Here is a 16,228-nt window from a genome sequence, read left to right as displayed (position 1 = left end):
CGCGGCGCTGGCCACGCGCGGCCGGGGCGGCCCGGCGCCCGGGCGCGGGGCGTTCCTCCAGGAGGTCGCCGCGCACCTCCCGGACAGCGAGGTGCGCTCGGGCGTCCGGATCGCGGCCCGGATGCCCGCCCACACCTCGGTCCGCCATGCCGCGGAGGTCCTGGGATCCGGCTACCGGATGTCCGGGCCCGACACCGTCCCGTTCGCGCTGTGGTGTGCGGCGGGCCACCTGGACGACCTGGAGGAGGGCCTGTGGTGCACGGTCGCGGGACGCGGTGACATCGACACCACCTGCGCCGTCGCGGGAGGCGTGATCGCCGCCCGTACCGGTGTCGCCGCCCTCCCCCCGGCCTGGCACGCGGCACGCGAACCGCTGCCGGAGTGGGCGGCGCTCAGCGCCTGACCGCGCGCAGCACCACGAACTTCGGGTCGCCGGCCACCGTCTCGCAGTTGCCGAACACGCGGCGCAGGGTGGCGTGGTGGCCCAGATGGCGGTTGGCGACCACCCAGAGCTCGCCGCCCGGGCGCAGGGCATGCCTGGCTCCGCGGAACATGCTGCGGGCGGTCGCGTCGGTGGTTGCCTGGTGGGAGTGGAACGGCGGGTTGTTGAGGACGAGGTCCGCGCTCCCGGGCTCGGCACCGGCCAGACCGTCCCCGACGACGAAGCGGGCCCGGGCGTCCGGCCCGGTGTTGGCACGGAAGGTCGCCTCGGCCGATGCCACGGCCTGGTGGGACTCGTCGATGAAGGTGAGGGTGGCGTCGGGGTTGGCGAGGGCGGCGGCGAGGCCGACGACGCCGTTGCCGCAGCCGAGGTCCACGACGCGGTCGGGGCCCGTGCGGTCCGGCAGGTGCTTGAGGAAGAAGCGGGTGCCGATGTCGAGCCGGTCGGCGCAGAAGATGCCGGCGTGGTTGGTGACGGTGCGCCCGGCGGCCGCCCCGGCGTCCGGGGGCAGCTCGTAGCGCAGCGGCCAGGGGCTGGGGGTGCGGGGCAGGGCGGGGTCCGGGGTGCAGTGGATGAGCCGGGCCTTGCGGACCGCGAGGGAGGTGCGGGTCGGGCCGATGACGCGTTCGAACAGGTTGAGCGTGGAGGTGTGGATCTCCTTGACCATGCCGGTGCCGACGACGACGGTGCCGGCGTGCACGGCGGGCGCGATGCGGTGGAGCTGGTCCTCCAGGAACGCGAGGCTCTTCGGGACGCGGACGAGGAGCACGTCCACGCGGTCCGGGGGGGTGTCGCGCGGGGAGAGCAGGCGCACCGCGTCGGCGGGCAGCCCGTTCCGTTCCAGGTTCGCCGCGGTCGCCCGCTGCCCGAGGTAGGAGTCGCTGATCTGTACGGGGCGGTGCGCGGCCAGGGCCGTGCTCAGGGCGCCCCAGCGGTCGCCGATGACGACGACGTTCCCCGGGACGTCGACCGCCTCCTCCAGGTGCTGGAGGAGGTAGGCGTCGGCCGCGTCCCAGGCACGGAACGGGTCGCGGGGGTCCTCGGGGAAGCGGGCGAGGTCGTAATCCGCCTCTGACGTCGTCAAACGGTTCATGGTGCGTTCAGGCTAACCGAGCGGCGCCCGGCGCCCGCACCTGCCGAGGGCGCGACGGCCGTGACCGCCGCGCCGTACCGCTGTCTACGGCAGTCGCTTGTCGATGGCCGCCCGGCCCTCCCTGGCCAGGGTGCGTTCCGCCCACTCCAAGTTCGCCGGGGTCAGGTCCCGCCCGGACGCGAGCACCAGGTCCTCGGCGGACGGATTGTCGGTGGCGCCGGTGTGCAAGAGGTCGTCCGGAGTGAGGCTCCGGGTGCTGGATACGGAATCGGGCTCGTCGCTCATGCCGCCTCCTTGTCCTTCCCGTCATTCTCGCCCGCCGCCGGTGCTCCCGCATCCGAGACCGGGACGGGATTCCGGAACGGGCTCCGGGCCCTCACTTGACCTGCACATGATAGATACGCGGGGTTCACACATCGTAACGGTCCGCATGGGACGCTCCCGCGTACACATAGCGGACACGACCACCGCGGAGCCGCCCCCCACCCCGTGACGGCGCCGCGGTGCGCGTATTCCCGGAGAGGACACCCCACATGTCCCGTCGTCACCTTCCCGCGCGCCGCGCACTGCCCGCCGCGCTCGCCGCCCTCGCGGTGTTCACCGGCACGGCAGCCGCCGCGCCCGCCCCGACGCCACCGCCCACCGCCGCCTCCCCGCTCGGCGCGCTGGACGACACCTACTACGAGGACGCGGCCGGCAAGACCGGCGCCGCACTGAAGAGCGCCCTGCACACGATCATCAGCGACCAGAGCAAGCTCACCTACAGCCAGGTCTGGGACGCCCTGAAGGACACCGACGAGGATCCCGCCAACCCCTCGAACGTCATCGAGCTGTACACCGGCCGCTCCGAGCCCAAGAGCGACAACGGCGGCAACCCCGGCCAGTGGAACCGCGAGCACGTCTGGGCCAAGTCCCACGGCGACTTCGGCACGGCCACCGGCCCCGGCACCGACATCCACCATCTGCGCCCGTCCGACGTCCAGGTCAACTCCACGCGCGGCAACAAGGACTTCGACAACGGCGGTACCGAACTGGGCGACGCCCCGGGCAACTACACCGACGCCGACTCCTTCGAACCGCGCGACGCCGTCAAGGGCGACGTGGCCCGGATGATCCTCTACATGGCCGTGCGCTACGAGGGCGACGACGCGTTCCCCGACCTGGAGCCCAACAACAGCGTGTCCAACGGTTCCTCACCGCACATCGGCCGGCTCTCCGTACTGAAGGCATGGAGCGAGCAGGACCCGCCGGACTCCTTCGAGAAGCGGCGCAACGACGTCATATACGAGGACTACCAGCACAACCGGAACCCGTTCGTGGACCACCCCGAGTGGGTGGAGGCCATCTGGTGACGGTCCCGCGCCCCTGACCCGGGCCGTCGGCCGTCAGCTCCGTTGCGCCTGGGCGATCCGGGGCACCGACTTGACGCCGGCGGCCTTGCGGCTGTCGGCGTGCCGGCTGACGGTCCGGTCCGTCGGCGCGTCCGGGAAGCCGAGCACCACGGAGTCCAGCACCTTGCCCGACGTGTCGACGAACTCGACGCGCACGGCGAAGAACGCCTCCTCGCCGCTCCGGTTGGTCACCCGCACCAGGGCACTGCGGAACTGCTCCCCGGGCGCCACCGGGGTGCCGCTGACGGAGACGTCGTCCATCGCGTTGCCCTTGCCGTCGACGCCCTTGAGGGTCGCCACCGCCTTCTGCCGGGTGCGCTCGGCGTCGGCGGACACGGAGGCGGCGAACTCGTCCTGGGTGCGCCCGCTACGGGTCGGGCCCGGGCTCGCCGTGGGTTCGGCGGAGATCGTGCGGGTGCTGCTGGCCGTACCCGCCGACGAGGTGTCGGAGTCGCCGCACGCGGCCGCTCCGGCGACGAGTGCCGCGACGAGTGCGGCAGGGGTCAGGCCGCGGATGACGCGGCCTGGGGAGGGGCGCCGCGCGGGGCCGGTCCGGTTCACAAACGCTCCGTCCACTGGGCGGGCACGGGGAAGAAGCTCTTTCCGCACCCGGGATGACCAACTCGCTCATATTAGGATCAAAAGGTATGAATTGACTCGTTGATTCACCCGCTCCGCACGCAGTGCGCGTAATTCCCCGGGAGGGAACTGATGGACACGGACGCCCTGACCGCCGGCCTGCTGCGGGAGCTCCGCCGGACCCGGCCCTATCCGGCCCTGTCCCTGACCATGCCGACCCACCGGCACGCCCCGGACAACGCCCAGGACGCCGTCCGGCTGCGCAACCTGCTGTCCGAGGCGCACAACCGGCTGGAAAGCGATCCGGAGGTCAGCCGGGAGGCGTGCGCCGCGATCAAGCAGCAGCTCGACCGGGCGGCCGGCGAACTCGACCAGCGCCGGGCCCTGGACGCGCTCGTGCTCCTCGCCACGGCCGACGAGTACCAGATCTGGCGGCTGCCGCGTACCGCGCCCGAACGGGTGGTGCTGAGCGACAGCTACCTCACCCGCAACCTGGTCGCCGCGAAGGCGCAGGCGCGCCCCTTCTGGGCGCTCACCGTGGCCGCCGACCACGCCGCCCTCTTCAGCGGCACCACCGAGTCCGCCCAGGAGTCCCACGCAGGCGGCTTCCCGCTGACGGCACCGCGCGAGGAGTTCAACCCGCAGCGCATGGAGCGGACCGGCGACACGCCGTCCAACTTCGCCAGCGAGGACACCCGCAACTTCCTGCGCACCGTGGACGAGAAGCTGCGTGCCGTCCTGGCCACCGACCCCCGCCCGCTGTACCTGGTCGGCATCGCGCCGGCGCTCGCCCTGTTCGACGAGGTCGGCGAGAGCGCGAAGGACGCGGTCGGCCGGGTCACCAAGGGCGCCCCGGCCGACAACGCGCCCCGCGACCTGCTCACCGAGCTGCGTCCGGCCCTGGACACCCGGCGCGCACACTTCGCGAAGGAGATCGACGGGCGGCTGGACGCGGCGCGCGGCCGCAAGGCGTTCGCCGGCGGGCTCGACGAGGTGTGGGCCGCGGTGCGCGAGGGCCGCGCCGGTCTGGTGGCGGTGGAGGAGCACTTCCAGCAGACGGTACGGGTCGACCAGGAGCACCTGAAGCCGGTGACCGACGACGTGGTGGATCCGTCCGACGCGAGCGTCCGCGAGGACATCGTGGACGAACTGGTGGAAGCCGCGCTGGACAGCGGCGCGGAGGTGTTCTTCGTCGCGGACGACTGGCTCAAGGGGCACGGCCGGATCGCGGCCGAACTGCGCTTCTGATCCCGCGGGGCGTACGGCGAGGGCCCGGACGGAGATTCCCGTCCGGGCCCTCGCCGTACGCCTTTCGGGGCGGTCAGCCCTCCCAGGACCAGTCGGCCACCTCGGGCAGGTCGGTGCCGTGTTCGCGGATCCAGGCGTGGTGGCGGGTGCGGGCGTCCGCCATCTCCTGACGCACCGCCACGGCGCGTACGCCCAGGCCGGGGACCCGGTCGATGACGTCCATGACCAGCCGGTAGCGGTCCAGGTCGTTGCGGACGACCATGTCGAAGGGCGTGGTGGTCGTGCCCTCCTCCTTGTAGCCCCGCACATGCAGGTCGCCGTGGCCGGCGCGGCGGTAGGCCAGCCGGTGGATCAGCCACGGGTAGCCGTGGTACGCGAAGATGACCGGCTTGCCCCGGGTGAACAGCGCGTCGTACTCGGAGTCCGTCATGCCGTGCGGGTGCTCCGCGTTGGGCATGAGGCGGGCCATGTCGACCACGTTGACCACCCGTACCGCCAGTTCCGGCAGATGGCGCCGGAGCAGCTGCGCGGCGGCCAGGGTCTCCAGCGTAGGCACGTCACCGGCGCAGGCGAGGACGACGTCGGGCTCGCGGCTGCCGTCCTCCGTGCCCGCCCACTCCCAGAGGCCCGCGCCGCGCGCGCAGTGCACGCGGGCCTGGTCGAGGGTGAGCCAGTCGAAGCCGGGCTGCTTGCCGGCCACGATGACGTTCACGTAGTCCCGGCTGCGCAGGGCGTGGTCGGCCACGGAGAGCAGGGTGTTGGCGTCGGGCGGCAGGTAGACGCGTACGACTTCGGGGCTCTTGTTGAGGATGTGGTCCACGAACCCGGGGTCCTGGTGCGAGAAGCCGTTGTGGTCCTGGCGCCAGACGTGCGAGGTGAGCAGGTAGTTCAGCGAGGCGATGGGGCGGCGCCAGGCGAGCCGGCGGGAGGTGCGCAGCCACTTGATGTGCTGGTTGACCATCGAGTCCACGATGTGCGCGAACGCCTCGTAGCAGGAGAACAGCCCGTGCCGGCCGGTCAGCAGATAGCCCTCCAGCCAGCCCTGGCACAGGTGCTCGGACAGGACCTCCATGACCCGGCCGTCCCGGGCGAGGTGCTCGTCGGTGGGGAGGGTGCGGGCCTGCCACGCCTTGCCGCTGGCCTCGTAGACGGCGTCGAGCCGGTTGGAGGCCGTCTCGTCGGGTCCCACGAGCCGGAAGTCCCTGCGGTCCGCCGTCGCCGCCATCACCGCTTCGAGGAGGCCGCCCAGTACGCGGGTGGGCTCGCGGAGCGTGGTGCCGGGCCGGTCCACGGGGACGGCGTATCCGTCGAGGTCCGGGACGGGCAGGTCGCGCAGGAGCAGGCCGCCGTTGGCGTACGGGGTGGCGCCGAGGCGGGCGGCGCCCTCGGGGACGCAGGCCAGTACCTGTCCGGTCGGGCGGCCCTCGGCGTCGAAGAGCTCGTCCGGCCGGTAGGACCGCATCCACGCCTCCAGCCGGCGCAGGTGGTCCGGGTTGTCGCGGACGCCGGACAGCGGGACCTGGTGGGCGCGCCAGGTGCCTTCGACGGGCAGCCCGTCGACCTCGGCGGGCCCGGTCCAGCCCTTCGGGGTGCGCAGCACGATCATCGGCCAGCATGGGCGGTCGGTGTCGCCGCCAGAGCGGGCAGCGTCCTGGATCTCCGCGATGCGGTCGGCGGCGCGGTCCATGGCGAGGGCCATCGCCCGGTGGACCGCGCGCGGCTCGTCGCCCTCCACGTAGAGGGGGTCGTGTCCGTAGCCGCGCAGCAGGGCGTCGAGCTCGGTCTGCGGGAGGCGGGCGAGGACCGTGGGGTTGGCGATCTTGTAGCCGTTGAGGTGGAGCACCGGCAGGACGGCCCCGTCGTGGACCGGGTCCAGGAACTTGTTGGCGTGCCAGGACCCGGCGAGCGGTCCGGTCTCCGCCTCGCCGTCACCGATGACGCAGGTGACGAGGAGCTCGGGGTGGTCGAGGGCGGCGCCGTAGGCGTGCGCGAGGGAGTAGCCGAGTTCGCCGCCCTCGTGGATGGAGCCGGGGGTCTCGGGGGCGACATGGCTGGGGACGCCGCCGGGGAACGAGAACTGCTTGAAGAGCCGCCTCATTCCCTCGGCGTCCCTGCCGACATCCGGGTACGCCTCCGAGTAGCTGCCTTCCAGCCAGGATCCGGCGAGGACGGCGGGCCCGCCGTGGCCGGGCCCCCAGACGCACAGCGCGGACGTGCCGCGCGCGCTGATGAGGCGGTTGAGGTGGGTGTACACGAGGTTGAGCCCGGGCGAGGTGCCCCAGTGGCCGAGCAGCCGGGGTTTGATGTGCTCCGGGGCGAGCGGCCGGGTCAGCAGGGGGTTGTCCATCAGGTAGATCTGCCCGACGGCCAGGTAGTTGGCGGCCCGCCAGTGCGCGTCCAGCGCGTCGAGTTCCCGGTCGGACGGGCCGGGCGGCGGTGGGGCGTCGCTCATGGTGACCTCTCAGCGGGGCTGGTTCGGGGCATCGCGCGTACGGTCACCGGGGCTCGGAGCCGTACCAGACGGTGGTGGCGTTGCAGAACTCGCGGAGGCCGTGGCCGGCGAGCTCACGCCCGTAGCCCGAGCGCTTCACCCCGCCGAAGGGCAGCGCGGGGTGGGAGGCGGTCATGCCGTTGAAGAAGACGCCGCCGGCCTGGAGGTCCCGGACGCAGCGGTCGGCCTCGGCGGCGTCGCGGGTCCACACGTTGGAACTGAGGCCGAAGGAGGTGTCGTTGGCGACCTCGACGGCCTCGTCCAGGCTGTCCACCCGGTAGAGGGTGGCGACCGGGCCGAAGGTCTCCTCGTGGTGGACGCGCATCTCGGGTGTGATGCCGGCGAGGACGGTGGGCGCGTAGAACCAGCCGTTCTCCAGCCCGCCGCCCAGTCCCTCGGGGCGTCCGCCGCCGCACAGCGCCTCGGCGCCCCGGTCCACCGCGTCGTCCACCAGCTCCTCCAGGTCCGCGCGGCCCTGCTCCATGGCGATCGGCCCGACGTCGGTGGACTCGTCGAGCGGGTCACCGACGGTCAGCTCGCGCATGCCGACGGTGAAGCGCTCGGCGAACTCCTCGTACACCTCGGTGTGCACGATGAACCGCTTGGCGGCGATGCACGACTGGCCGTTGTTCTGCGCGCGGGCGGTGACGGCGGTGCGGGCGGCCTTGGCGACGTCCGCCGAGGGCAGCACCAGGTAGGGGTCGCTGCCGCCGAGTTCCAGGACGGTGTGCTTGATCTCGTCACCGGCGATGGAGGCGACGGAGCGGCCCGCCGGTTCGCTGCCGGTGAGCGTCGCGGCGGCCACCCGGCGGTCGCGCAGGATGCCCTCGACGGCCTTGGACCCCACGAGGAGGGTCTGGAAGCAGCCGGCCGGGAAGCCGGCGCGGCGGAAGAGGTCGCCGAGGTACAGCGCGGTCTGCGGCACGTTCGACGCGTGCTTCAGCAGGCCCGTGTTGCCGGCCATCAGGGCGGGGGCGGCGAAGCGGACGACCTGCCACAGCGGGAAGTTCCACGGCATCACGGCGAGGACCGGGCCGAGCGGCCGGTAGCGGACGTACGCGCGCACCGCGCCGGAGTCCTCCACGTCGGCGGCGGCGGGGTGCTCGTCGGCGAGCAGTTCCTCGGCCCGTGCGGCGTACCAGCGCATCGCCTTGGCGCACTTGGCGGCCTCGGCACGGGCCGCCGTGACGGGCTTGCCCATCTCCAGGGTCATGGTGCGCGCGATGTCCTGCCGGTCCTCGTCCAGGAGGTCGGCGGCCCGGTCGAGCAGCCGGGCCCGTTCGGCGAACGTGGTGGTGCGGTAATCGCGGAAGGCGGCGTCGGCCGCGGCGATCCGCCTCTCGATCTCGTCGTCCGCCAGCGCGTCGAACGTCCTGAGCGTCTCGCCGTTCGCGGGGTTGACCGTCGCGATGGGCATGACTGTGGCCTCCTTGCCTCGGTACTTCGACCGTGCCGCGCGGCGGGCCCGCCCGCAACGCGGGCCGTGACGCGGCACCGCCCCCGCCACCGCATACCCGGCCGGCGCGGATCATGCATGCTCGGGACATGCGATCCGCGCCGGCCGGGGGCTGCGGCGGCGGGGGCCTACGCCTCAGACGAGCGCCGGGGCGGCGTCGGGGACGGTCTCGTCGATGCCGGCCGCGACGGGGACGGTCTCGTCGGCGGCGGCCGGAACCGGCTCGGGGATCTCCGCGACCGCGGCCGGCGGGCGGCGGGACTCGCGGACGCCGGGCAGCGGCGGCAGCGGCACCAGCTCGATGTGCTGCGGCTCCTGGGCGTACCGGGTGAACCAGACGACCTTGCCGTCGGCGGTCCGGCAGGTGCCCCAGCTGTCGCTGAGGGCCATGACCCGGCTCAGGCCGCCGCCCTCGTGGAGCAGCCGCGGCATCTCGGAGCCGTTGTCGGCGACGGAGACCGTGAGGTGCCGTCCGGACCAGCGGAGTTCGACGACGCAGCGGTTGTCGTCACCGACATGCCGTTGGACATTGGTCAGCAGCTCCTCCACGGCACGGCACACGGGCCGTACGTGGAGTTCGAGACTCCAGTGGCGCAGGTGGGCCGCGACTATGCGTCGCAGCTGGTCCACACGGTCTGCGGAAACCTGGAGTTCGACCAGATAGTGCCGGTCGAGTGGAACGGTCATCGTCGAGGCTCCTCACATCGAGGCCCACGACTTCGCCTCGTTGAACCAACGACCCCCGAATACGAAGAGTGAGCAGATGTCTCTTCTGGGTCACTCAACAGGGTGACCCGGCTGGGCCGGTCGCGCAACATATCGGGCCGCGCACCCCGGGTGACCGGCGCATTCGCCCGGTCGGGGGGGGTACGCGGCCGGGGGTCAGGCCAGACGGGTGAGCACCCGGTCGGGCGTGAGGGGCAGGGTACGCACGCGGGCTCCGGTCGCGTGCCGGAAGGCGTTCCCGACGGCCGCGGCGGCGCCGACGATGCCGATCTCGCCGATGCCCTTGCTGCCCATGGGGTTGAGGTGGGGGTCGTCCTCCTCGATCCAGTGCGCGTCCACGGCGGCCACGTCGGCGCAGACGGGGACGTGGTACGAGGCGAGGTCGCACTCGGTGAAGTCGCCGTACACCGGGTCCAGGGTGGAGCCCTCCGTCAGGGCCATCCCGATGCCCATGGTCATGCCGCCGACGAACTGGGAGCGCGCGGTACGGGCGTTGAGGATGCGGCCGGCCGCGAAGACGCCGAGCATGCGGCGCACCCGCACCTCTCCGGTGCGCGTGTCGACGGCGACCTCGGCGAAGTGCGCCCCGAAGGCGTGGCGGGCGTACGGGGACTTCTCGGCGGTCTCCTCGGTGGTGTCGGCGGTGACGGTCATCCCGTCGGCGGGCAGCGGCCCGGTGCGCGCGGCGAGCCGTTCCGCGAGCGTGGAGGCGGCCTTGTGCACGGCCCAGCCCCAGGAGGCGGTGCCGGACGAGCCGCCGGCCAGCGGGGCGTCGGGCAGGTCGCTGTCGCCGATGTCGATGGCCACGTCGTCCAGGGGCGCGCCCAGCGCCTCGGCGGCGATCTGCGCGAGGACGGTGCGGGCGCCGGTGCCGATGTCCGTGGCGTTGACGGCGACGCGGTAGGTGCCGTCGGGCGCGGCGTGCGCGGTGGCGTGGCTGGCGCTCGCGTACACGGGATACGTGGCCGAGGCGACGCCCGTGCCGAGCAGCAGGGCGCCCTCGCGGCGGACGCCGGGGGCCGGGTCGCGTCCGGCCCAGCCGAAGCGTTCGGCGCCCTCGCGCAGGCAGGCGGCCAGGCCGCGGCTGCTGAAGGGCTTGCCGGAGTCGGGTTCGTCGGCCGGGTCGTTGCGCAGCCGCAGCTCGACGGGGTCGACGCCGAGTTCCGCCGCGAGTTCATCCATGGCGGATTCGAGGGCGTACATGCCGGGGCACTCGCCCGGGGCGCGCATCCACGACGGGCTGGGCACGTTCAGGGCGGTGACCCGGTGCGTGGTGCGGCTGTGCGCGGAGCCGTACATGACGCGGGCGGGTACGGCGGCCTGCTCCACGAACTCCTTGACCTTCGAGGTGTGGGTGGTGATCTCCTGGGCGACCGAGGTGAGCCTGCCGTCGGCATCGGCGCCGAGCCTGACGCGCTGCACGGTGGGCGCCCGGTGCCCGACGAGCGCGGGCATCTGCCGCCTGGGCAGGGCGAGTTCGACGGGGTGGCCGGTGTGCAGGGCGGCCATCGCGGCGAGCACGGCCTGCGGGCGCGGGGTGCCCTTGGAACCGAAGCCGCCGCCGACGTGCTCGGAGACGGCGGTGACCCGGTCGGTCCCGATCCCGAAGGCGGCGGCGAGGCTGTCGCGCACCTTGGTGGCGCCCTGGCTGGAGTCGTGGACGGTGAGGTGCCCCGCGGGCGACCAGTGGGCGGTCGAGGCGTGCGGCTCCATGGGGTGGTTGTGCAGGGGCTCCAGGGTGTACGTGACGTCGACGCGTACGGGCGACGCCTCGAAGGCCCCGTCGAAGTCACCGCGCTCCCGGACTGCGGGGTAGCCGCCGTTGGCCTGTTCCGGGGTGTAGAGGCCGGGGTGGTCCTCGGTGAGCAGGACGTCGTGCGGGGTGGTCTCGTACGTGATGTGGAGGGCGTCGGCTCCGGCCCGGGCGCTCGCGAGGCTGTCGGCGACGACGAGCGCGACGGGCCAGCCCCGGTGGGGCACCCGGTCGTCCTGGAGGACGGCGAGGATGGGGTCGTCCGGCTCGGCCAGGCGCGGCGCGTTGTCGTGGGTGAGGACGGAGTGGACGCCGGGGTGGGCGAGGGCGTCGACGGTGCGGACGGCCGTGACCCGGCCGGACGGCACGGTGGCGGGCACCGGCCAGGCGTACAGGCAGCCGGGCAGGCCGCGTTCGGCGGCGTAGCGCGCGGCGCCGGTCACCTTGGCGCGGCCCTCGCGGCGGACGGCGGGCGCGCCGAGCGGCTGGCGGGCGTGGCTCATGGCGGGATCCTCGGCTCTTCAGGTGCGGGCGGTGAGTTCGGCGAGGGCGTCGACGGCCAGGTGCCGGGCGAGGCGGACCTTGAACGCGTTGTCGCGCAGCGGGCGGGCCTCGGCCAGTTCGGCGTCGGCGGCCCGGAGGAACGTGGCGTCGGTGGCGGGTGCGCCGCGCAGGATCTCCTCGGCGGCGCGGGCCCGCCAGGGGCGGTGGGCGAGTCCGCCGAACGCCAGGGCCGCGTGCTCGACGTGCCCGTCGCGTACGCGCAGCACGGCGGCGACGGAGGCGAGGGCGAAGGCGTAGGAGGCGCGGTCACGGGCCTTGCGGTAGAGGCAGACCGTGCCGTCGGCCAGGGGTGGCAGCAGCACTTCGGTGATGAGCTCGCCCGGCCGGACGACCGTGTCGGCGTCGGGGTTGTCGCCGGGCAGCCGGTGGAAGTCGGTCACCGCGACGGTCCGTTCGCCCTCCGGCCCGTGCAGCACCACGTCCGCGTCGAGCGCGGCGAGGGCCACGGCCATGTCGGAGGGGTGCGTGGCGACGCATTCCTCGGAGTGCCCGATGACGGCGAGGTCGCGGTGGTTGCCCTCGACGGCGGGGCAGCCGGTGCCGGGTTCGCGCTTGTTGCAGGGCTTGGACGTGTCCTGGAAGTACGGGCAGCGGGTGCGCTGGAGGAGGTTGCCGCCGGTGGTCGCGATGTTCCGGAGCTGCCCGGACGCGCCGGCCAGCAGCGCCTGCGAGAGAGCGGGGTAGCGGGTGCGCACGGCGGGGTGGGCGGCCAGGTCGCTGTTGCGGACGGTGGCGCCGATGCGCAGGCCCCCGTCGGCGGCGTCCGTGACCTGGTCGAGCGGCAGCCGGCTGACGTCGACCAGCATGCCGGGGGTCTCCACCCCGAGTTTCATCAGGTCGACCAGGTTGGTGCCGCCGCCGAGGAACTTGGCGCCCGGGTGGGCGGCGCAGGCGCGTACCGCGTCGGTGACGGTCTCGGCGCGCAGGTAGGCGAAGGGTTTCACGACGCCACGTCCTCGATGGCCTCGACGATCCGCGGGTAGGCGCCGCACCGGCAGAGGTTGCCGCTCATCCGCTCCCGGATCTCCTCCGGGCCGAGCCGGGCGGGGGCGGCGACCGGGGCGTCGTGCGGGGTGACGTGCGAGGGGTGGCCGTCGCCGGCCTCGGCGAGGACGCCGGCGGCGGAGCAGAGCTGGCCCGGTGTGCAGTAGCCGCACTGGAACGCGTCACGCTCCAGGAACGCCTCCTGGAGCGGGTGCAGCCGCTCGCCGTCCGCCAGGCCCTCGACCGTGGTGATGCGCGAGCCGTCGTGGGCGACGGCCAGCAGGAGGCAGCTGTTGGCGCGGCGGCCGTCCACGAGGACGGTGCAGGCGCCGCACTGGCCGTGGTCGCAGCCCTTCTTCGCCCCGGTGAGGTCCAGGTGGTGGCGCAGCGCGTCCAGGAGGGTGGTGCGGTGATCGAGGGTGAGGGTGCGCTCGGTGCCGTTGATGTGCAGGGTCAGGGTGGCGGAGGGGAGGTCGCCGGGCGCCGGCGATTCGGCGGCGCCGCCCTCCCACGAACTGGTCGGGTCCACGCGCGACACCTTTCGACGAAGTCACTTTTGTCCGATTTCTACCAGATGCGGGCGGCGCCTCGGCCCCCTCGCACCCCCGCACGGGGCGTTCGGCCTACTTGTTCTCCAGGCGCAGGCGCACCTCCTCCTCCTGGTCGCCCGACACCGTGCCCACCACCCGGACGGCGAAGGCGTCGGCCAGTCCGCCCCGGAGCCGGTCCACGGCGTGGTAGCCGCCCTGCACGTCGAGCGTGACGGGAGCGCCGAGCGCCACGGCCCCCGAGACCACCCGGGCCTCGGACACGTCGACGGTGGCCGCCCACGCGGTGGGGCGCCTGCCGGCGGACTCGTGGGGTACGTCGTCCGAGGAGCGGTCGGTGGTGAAGGCTGCCCTCAGCACGTCGAAGACGGTGCGCGCGTCGTCCTCGGGGCACTCGCTGAGGACGACCGACACCTCCTGGTCGTGGTGGTCCTCCGTGGTCTGTCGCTTGTCCGGTGCGCTGTTCACCGCGGCTCCTTCCGTAGGGGCGTTGCCGTACTGTCCAGGCTGACCCCGCACACGGTCGGCTGCGACAGGAACGGCCCGGACTGCCCCGCGTGCCCGGTGCGGCGGGGGCTCACACAGCTCGAAACATTTTCGGCGCTCATATCCACTTAAAACATGAATTCGATCGCCGTCCCGAGTGACGCCTGTGTCCTGGGGTATGCGGCAAGCATGGACGTTTCGGATGGAGCCCTGAATTCCCTGGCGGTCACCCTCGCGGACGGACGCGGCGCGACCGGCGTCGTGCTCGGCGTGATCGGCGTGCTTCTGGTGATCATGCTGCTCGGCGCCTTCCTGCTGGGCAAGCGACGGCACGACCAGGAGCTGCCCCCGCCCCGGCCGGACGAGCAGCCGGTCGGCCCCGGCCACCGCAGCCACGAGGAGAAGCCGGACGTCCACGGTGACGACCGCTTCCCGGCGGACGGCCGGGGCCTGTCCCCCTACGAGCTCGGCGAGCACGGCAACGAGCCGATCCGCCACGAGGACGACGACAAGCGCGACTGACCGGCCCGCTGCCGGGATCCGGGGGCGGGTGGCGGAGTCGCGTTTGCGGGAGCGGCCGCGCCCGGCGAGGCTGGGTGACGGTACCGAAGCCCGTCGGCACATCTGCCGCATCCCCCATGAAGGCAGTGGCACCATGACCCCAAGCACCTCCGGTACGGCGCCCGCGCGCGCGGCCCTGACCGGGTCCGCCGCTCCCTGCTGGGTCAATCTCATGACCCGCGATCTGAAGTCCGCCCAGGAGTTCTACGGCCCGGTGATGGGCTGGAGTTTCCGCCCGGGCAGGCTCGGCGACGAATTCTCGGTGGCCCGGCGCGGCGATGTGCCGGTCGCCGGCATCGGGGCCGTGGCCACCGCCTTCCGGGTCGCGGTGGCCTGGACGCCCTACTTCGCCGTCCGCGACGCCGATGTGGCGGCCTCCCGCATCCGGGAGCGCAGCGGCACGGTCGCGGTGGGTCCGCTGACACTCGGCAAGGGGCGCGGCGCGCTGGCCGCCGACCGGGACGGCGCCGGGTTCGGCATCTGGGAGCGGACCGCGCCGGCGACGTCGCCGCCCGCCCCGGACGACTACGCGCACGCCTGGCTGCGGCTGCGCACCCGGAGTGCCTTCGAGGCCGCGATCTTCTACGGCGAGGTGCTGGACTGGGCGAGCGGGCAGCCGGGGGCCTGTGAGGTGTCGTACGCGAAGGACGAGGTGATCGTCCAGTGCGGGGGCCGCCAGCTGGCCCGGATCAGCTCCGGCGCGGTCGAGGCCGCCCCCGATCCGCTGGTCCGCCCGCACTGGCAGGTCAACTTCCCGGTGGACGACGTGGCCCTCGCCGTGGAGCGGGCGCGCGGGCACGGGGGCTCCCTGGTGGAGGAGCTGACGGGCTCCGAGGGCCGGGAGGCCACGCTCCTGGATCCGGACGGCGGGCTCTTCACCGTCACGGACGTCCACGGCGCGTCGGACACCGACGCGGCCTGACGGGCCCGGCTCAGACGACCGGCAGCAGCAGCTCGGGCCGGTCCCACATCACGGCGGGCGGCGCGGCCCGTACGGTGCCGGTCCGCTCCGCGCCCACGGCCAGGTAGAAGCCCTCCGCCGGCGGATGCGAGACGACGCGGACGCCGGGCAGCCCCCGCGCCTCCGCCTCCGCCCGCAGGTGGCCGATCAGCAGCCGCCCGGTGCCGGCGCCCTGGGCGTCGTCCGCGACGAAGAGCAGGTCCAGCTCGGGCGGGTCCAGGACGAGCGCGTAGAAGCCGAGCACCCGGTCCGTCGCCTCCCGCACGGCCACGAAGACCTCATGGGCCTCGATGTAGTCCGGCCCCACCCGGTACCCGGCGACCATCGGCGCGTAGGGGCCCTCGTAGGCGCGCGAGGACCGGACCAGCCGGGTGAGGCGCTTGGCGTCCCGCGCGGTCGCCCGCCTGACACGGACCGGGCCGCCGGATGCCCGGCGGCCCGTCGGCGTCACGCTTGATCTCATGGGGCCGAGTATGACGCACTCCCCCCGGGGGGGCGGCCCGGGCCGCTTCAGGAGGCGGCGCGTGCGGTGCGCCACTGCGCCACCAGGGCGTCCACGTCGAACGGGCGCAGGTTCAGCAGGGGTCCCGGCGGGGGCCTGCGGACGGCCTCGCGGATCTTGTCGTTCACCTCGGTCAGCGCCCGGCGCACCTCGGCCTCCGTCCGGATCTCCGGCAGGCGGGCGACGACGTCCTCGGCCTCCTTGCGCAGCGCCAGCGCCGGCGGAAGCACCGACACCCCTTCGCGCTGCATCTTGGACTTGATCCACCAGGCTTCGTCGTACGGGGCGCTCAGCGCCTCGATCGGCTTGCCGAACCCGGGCAGTTTCGAGACGTCGCCCTTCCGTTCGGACTCCCGGATCTGCTGGTCCACCCATGATTCGAAGCTGACACCCGCGGGTTTGCGCTCGGTCACCGTGTTCCCCTCTCGGAGTACGCCTGCTGC

General features: G+C 73.5%; 17 protein-coding genes. 5 read left to right on the top strand and 12 right to left on the bottom strand.

What is annotated here, in order from left to right:
• Positions 1–403 (top strand): ADP-ribosylglycohydrolase family protein (locus G3I41_RS35135; protein WP_164404568.1); only part of this gene is annotated, 403 nt, incomplete at its 5' end.
• Here G3I41_RS35135 and G3I41_RS35130 read toward each other — a convergent pair.
• Positions 393–1,535: a methyltransferase gene (locus tag G3I41_RS35130; protein WP_164404567.1), complete on the bottom strand. Its 1,143-nt coding sequence runs from the start codon at positions 1,533–1,535 to the stop codon at positions 393–395. The genes G3I41_RS35135 and G3I41_RS35130 overlap by 11 nt on opposite strands.
• A gap of 84 nt (positions 1,536–1,619) precedes the next feature.
• On the bottom strand, positions 1,620–1,820 hold the full coding sequence (locus G3I41_RS35125; protein ID WP_164404566.1) for a hypothetical protein: 201 nt from the start codon (positions 1,818–1,820) through the stop codon (positions 1,620–1,622).
• Between the two features lie 248 nt (positions 1,821–2,068).
• Here G3I41_RS35125 and G3I41_RS35120 point away from each other — a divergent pair, with 248 nt between their 5' ends.
• Positions 2,069–2,887, top strand: a complete 819-nt coding sequence (locus tag G3I41_RS35120) for an endonuclease (RefSeq protein ID WP_164404565.1) — start codon at positions 2,069–2,071, stop codon at positions 2,885–2,887.
• Between the two features lie 33 nt (positions 2,888–2,920).
• On the opposite strand, the gene G3I41_RS35115 is transcribed toward G3I41_RS35120, so the two are convergent.
• Positions 2,921–3,487, bottom strand: coding sequence for a hypothetical protein (locus G3I41_RS35115; RefSeq protein ID WP_164404564.1), 567 nt, complete (start codon positions 3,485–3,487; stop codon positions 2,921–2,923).
• A gap of 150 nt (positions 3,488–3,637) precedes the next feature.
• On the opposite strand from G3I41_RS35115, the gene G3I41_RS35110 reads away from it, so the two are divergent.
• On the top strand, positions 3,638–4,753 hold the full coding sequence (locus G3I41_RS35110; protein WP_164404563.1) for a chemotaxis protein: 1,116 nt from the start codon (positions 3,638–3,640) through the stop codon (positions 4,751–4,753).
• A gap of 73 nt (positions 4,754–4,826) precedes the next feature.
• Here G3I41_RS35110 and G3I41_RS35105 read toward each other — a convergent pair whose 3' ends face one another.
• The 7 genes from G3I41_RS35105 to G3I41_RS35075 all read right to left on the bottom strand — a co-directional run bounded on the left by G3I41_RS35105 (position 4,827) and on the right by G3I41_RS35075 (position 13,743).
• Complete coding sequence (locus G3I41_RS35105) at positions 4,827–7,205, bottom strand: phosphoketolase family protein (protein WP_164404562.1); 2,379 nt, start codon at positions 7,203–7,205, stop codon at positions 4,827–4,829.
• A 43-nt stretch (positions 7,206–7,248) separates the two neighbouring features.
• Entirely contained in the window at positions 7,249–8,661 is a 1,413-nt protein-coding gene (locus tag G3I41_RS35100; protein ID WP_164404561.1) for an NADP-dependent succinic semialdehyde dehydrogenase, read from the bottom strand.
• Positions 8,662–8,835: 174 nt separating this feature from the next.
• On the bottom strand, positions 8,836–9,387 hold the full coding sequence (locus G3I41_RS35095; RefSeq protein WP_164404560.1) for an ATP-binding protein: 552 nt from the start codon (positions 9,385–9,387) through the stop codon (positions 8,836–8,838).
• 195 nt (positions 9,388–9,582) lie between these two features.
• Complete coding sequence (locus tag G3I41_RS35090; RefSeq protein ID WP_164404559.1) at positions 9,583–11,682, bottom strand: xanthine dehydrogenase family protein molybdopterin-binding subunit; 2,100 nt, start codon at positions 11,680–11,682, stop codon at positions 9,583–9,585.
• Between the two features lie 18 nt (positions 11,683–11,700).
• Positions 11,701–12,687 carry a xanthine dehydrogenase family protein subunit M gene (locus G3I41_RS35085; protein WP_164404558.1) on the bottom strand — a complete coding sequence of 329 codons (987 nt, stop codon included), beginning with the start codon at positions 12,685–12,687 and terminating at the stop codon, positions 11,701–11,703.
• Positions 12,684–13,256 carry a 2Fe-2S iron-sulfur cluster-binding protein gene (locus G3I41_RS35080; RefSeq protein WP_164404557.1) on the bottom strand — a complete coding sequence of 191 codons (573 nt, stop codon included), beginning with the start codon at positions 13,254–13,256 and terminating at the stop codon, positions 12,684–12,686. Before G3I41_RS35080 ends, G3I41_RS35085 begins: the two co-directional genes overlap by 4 nt.
• A 94-nt stretch (positions 13,257–13,350) precedes the next feature.
• Positions 13,351–13,743, bottom strand: coding sequence for a hypothetical protein (locus tag G3I41_RS35075; protein ID WP_164404556.1), 393 nt, complete (start codon positions 13,741–13,743; stop codon positions 13,351–13,353).
• Between the two features lie 207 nt (positions 13,744–13,950).
• Here G3I41_RS35075 and G3I41_RS35070 point away from each other — a divergent pair, with 207 nt between their 5' ends.
• Both G3I41_RS35070 and G3I41_RS35065 read left to right on the top strand, forming a co-directional pair.
• Positions 13,951–14,283: a DUF6479 family protein gene (locus G3I41_RS35070; protein ID WP_164404555.1), complete on the top strand. Its 333-nt coding sequence runs from the start codon at positions 13,951–13,953 to the stop codon at positions 14,281–14,283.
• A gap of 133 nt (positions 14,284–14,416) precedes the next feature.
• Entirely contained in the window at positions 14,417–15,244 is an 828-nt protein-coding gene (locus tag G3I41_RS35065) for a VOC family protein (protein WP_164404554.1), read from the top strand.
• A gap of 10 nt (positions 15,245–15,254) precedes the next feature.
• Here the strand turns inward: G3I41_RS35065 and G3I41_RS35060 are convergent, their stop codons facing one another.
• Together G3I41_RS35060 and G3I41_RS35055 are read right to left on the bottom strand one after the other, a co-directional pair.
• Positions 15,255–15,746 (bottom strand): GNAT family N-acetyltransferase, encoded by a 492-nt coding sequence (locus G3I41_RS35060; RefSeq protein ID WP_203602096.1) that lies wholly within the window; start codon positions 15,744–15,746, stop codon positions 15,255–15,257.
• A gap of 47 nt (positions 15,747–15,793) precedes the next feature.
• Positions 15,794–16,198 (bottom strand): DUF1992 domain-containing protein, encoded by a 405-nt coding sequence (locus G3I41_RS35055; RefSeq protein WP_164404553.1) that lies wholly within the window; start codon positions 16,196–16,198, stop codon positions 15,794–15,796.
• Between the last annotated feature and the right edge of the window lie 30 nt (positions 16,199–16,228).

It is taken from the genome of Streptomyces sp. SID9727 (assembly GCF_010550605.1).
Classification (GTDB): Bacteria; Actinomycetota; Actinomycetes; order Streptomycetales; family Streptomycetaceae; genus Streptomyces.
This window is presented reverse-complemented; position numbering and strand designations above follow the sequence as displayed.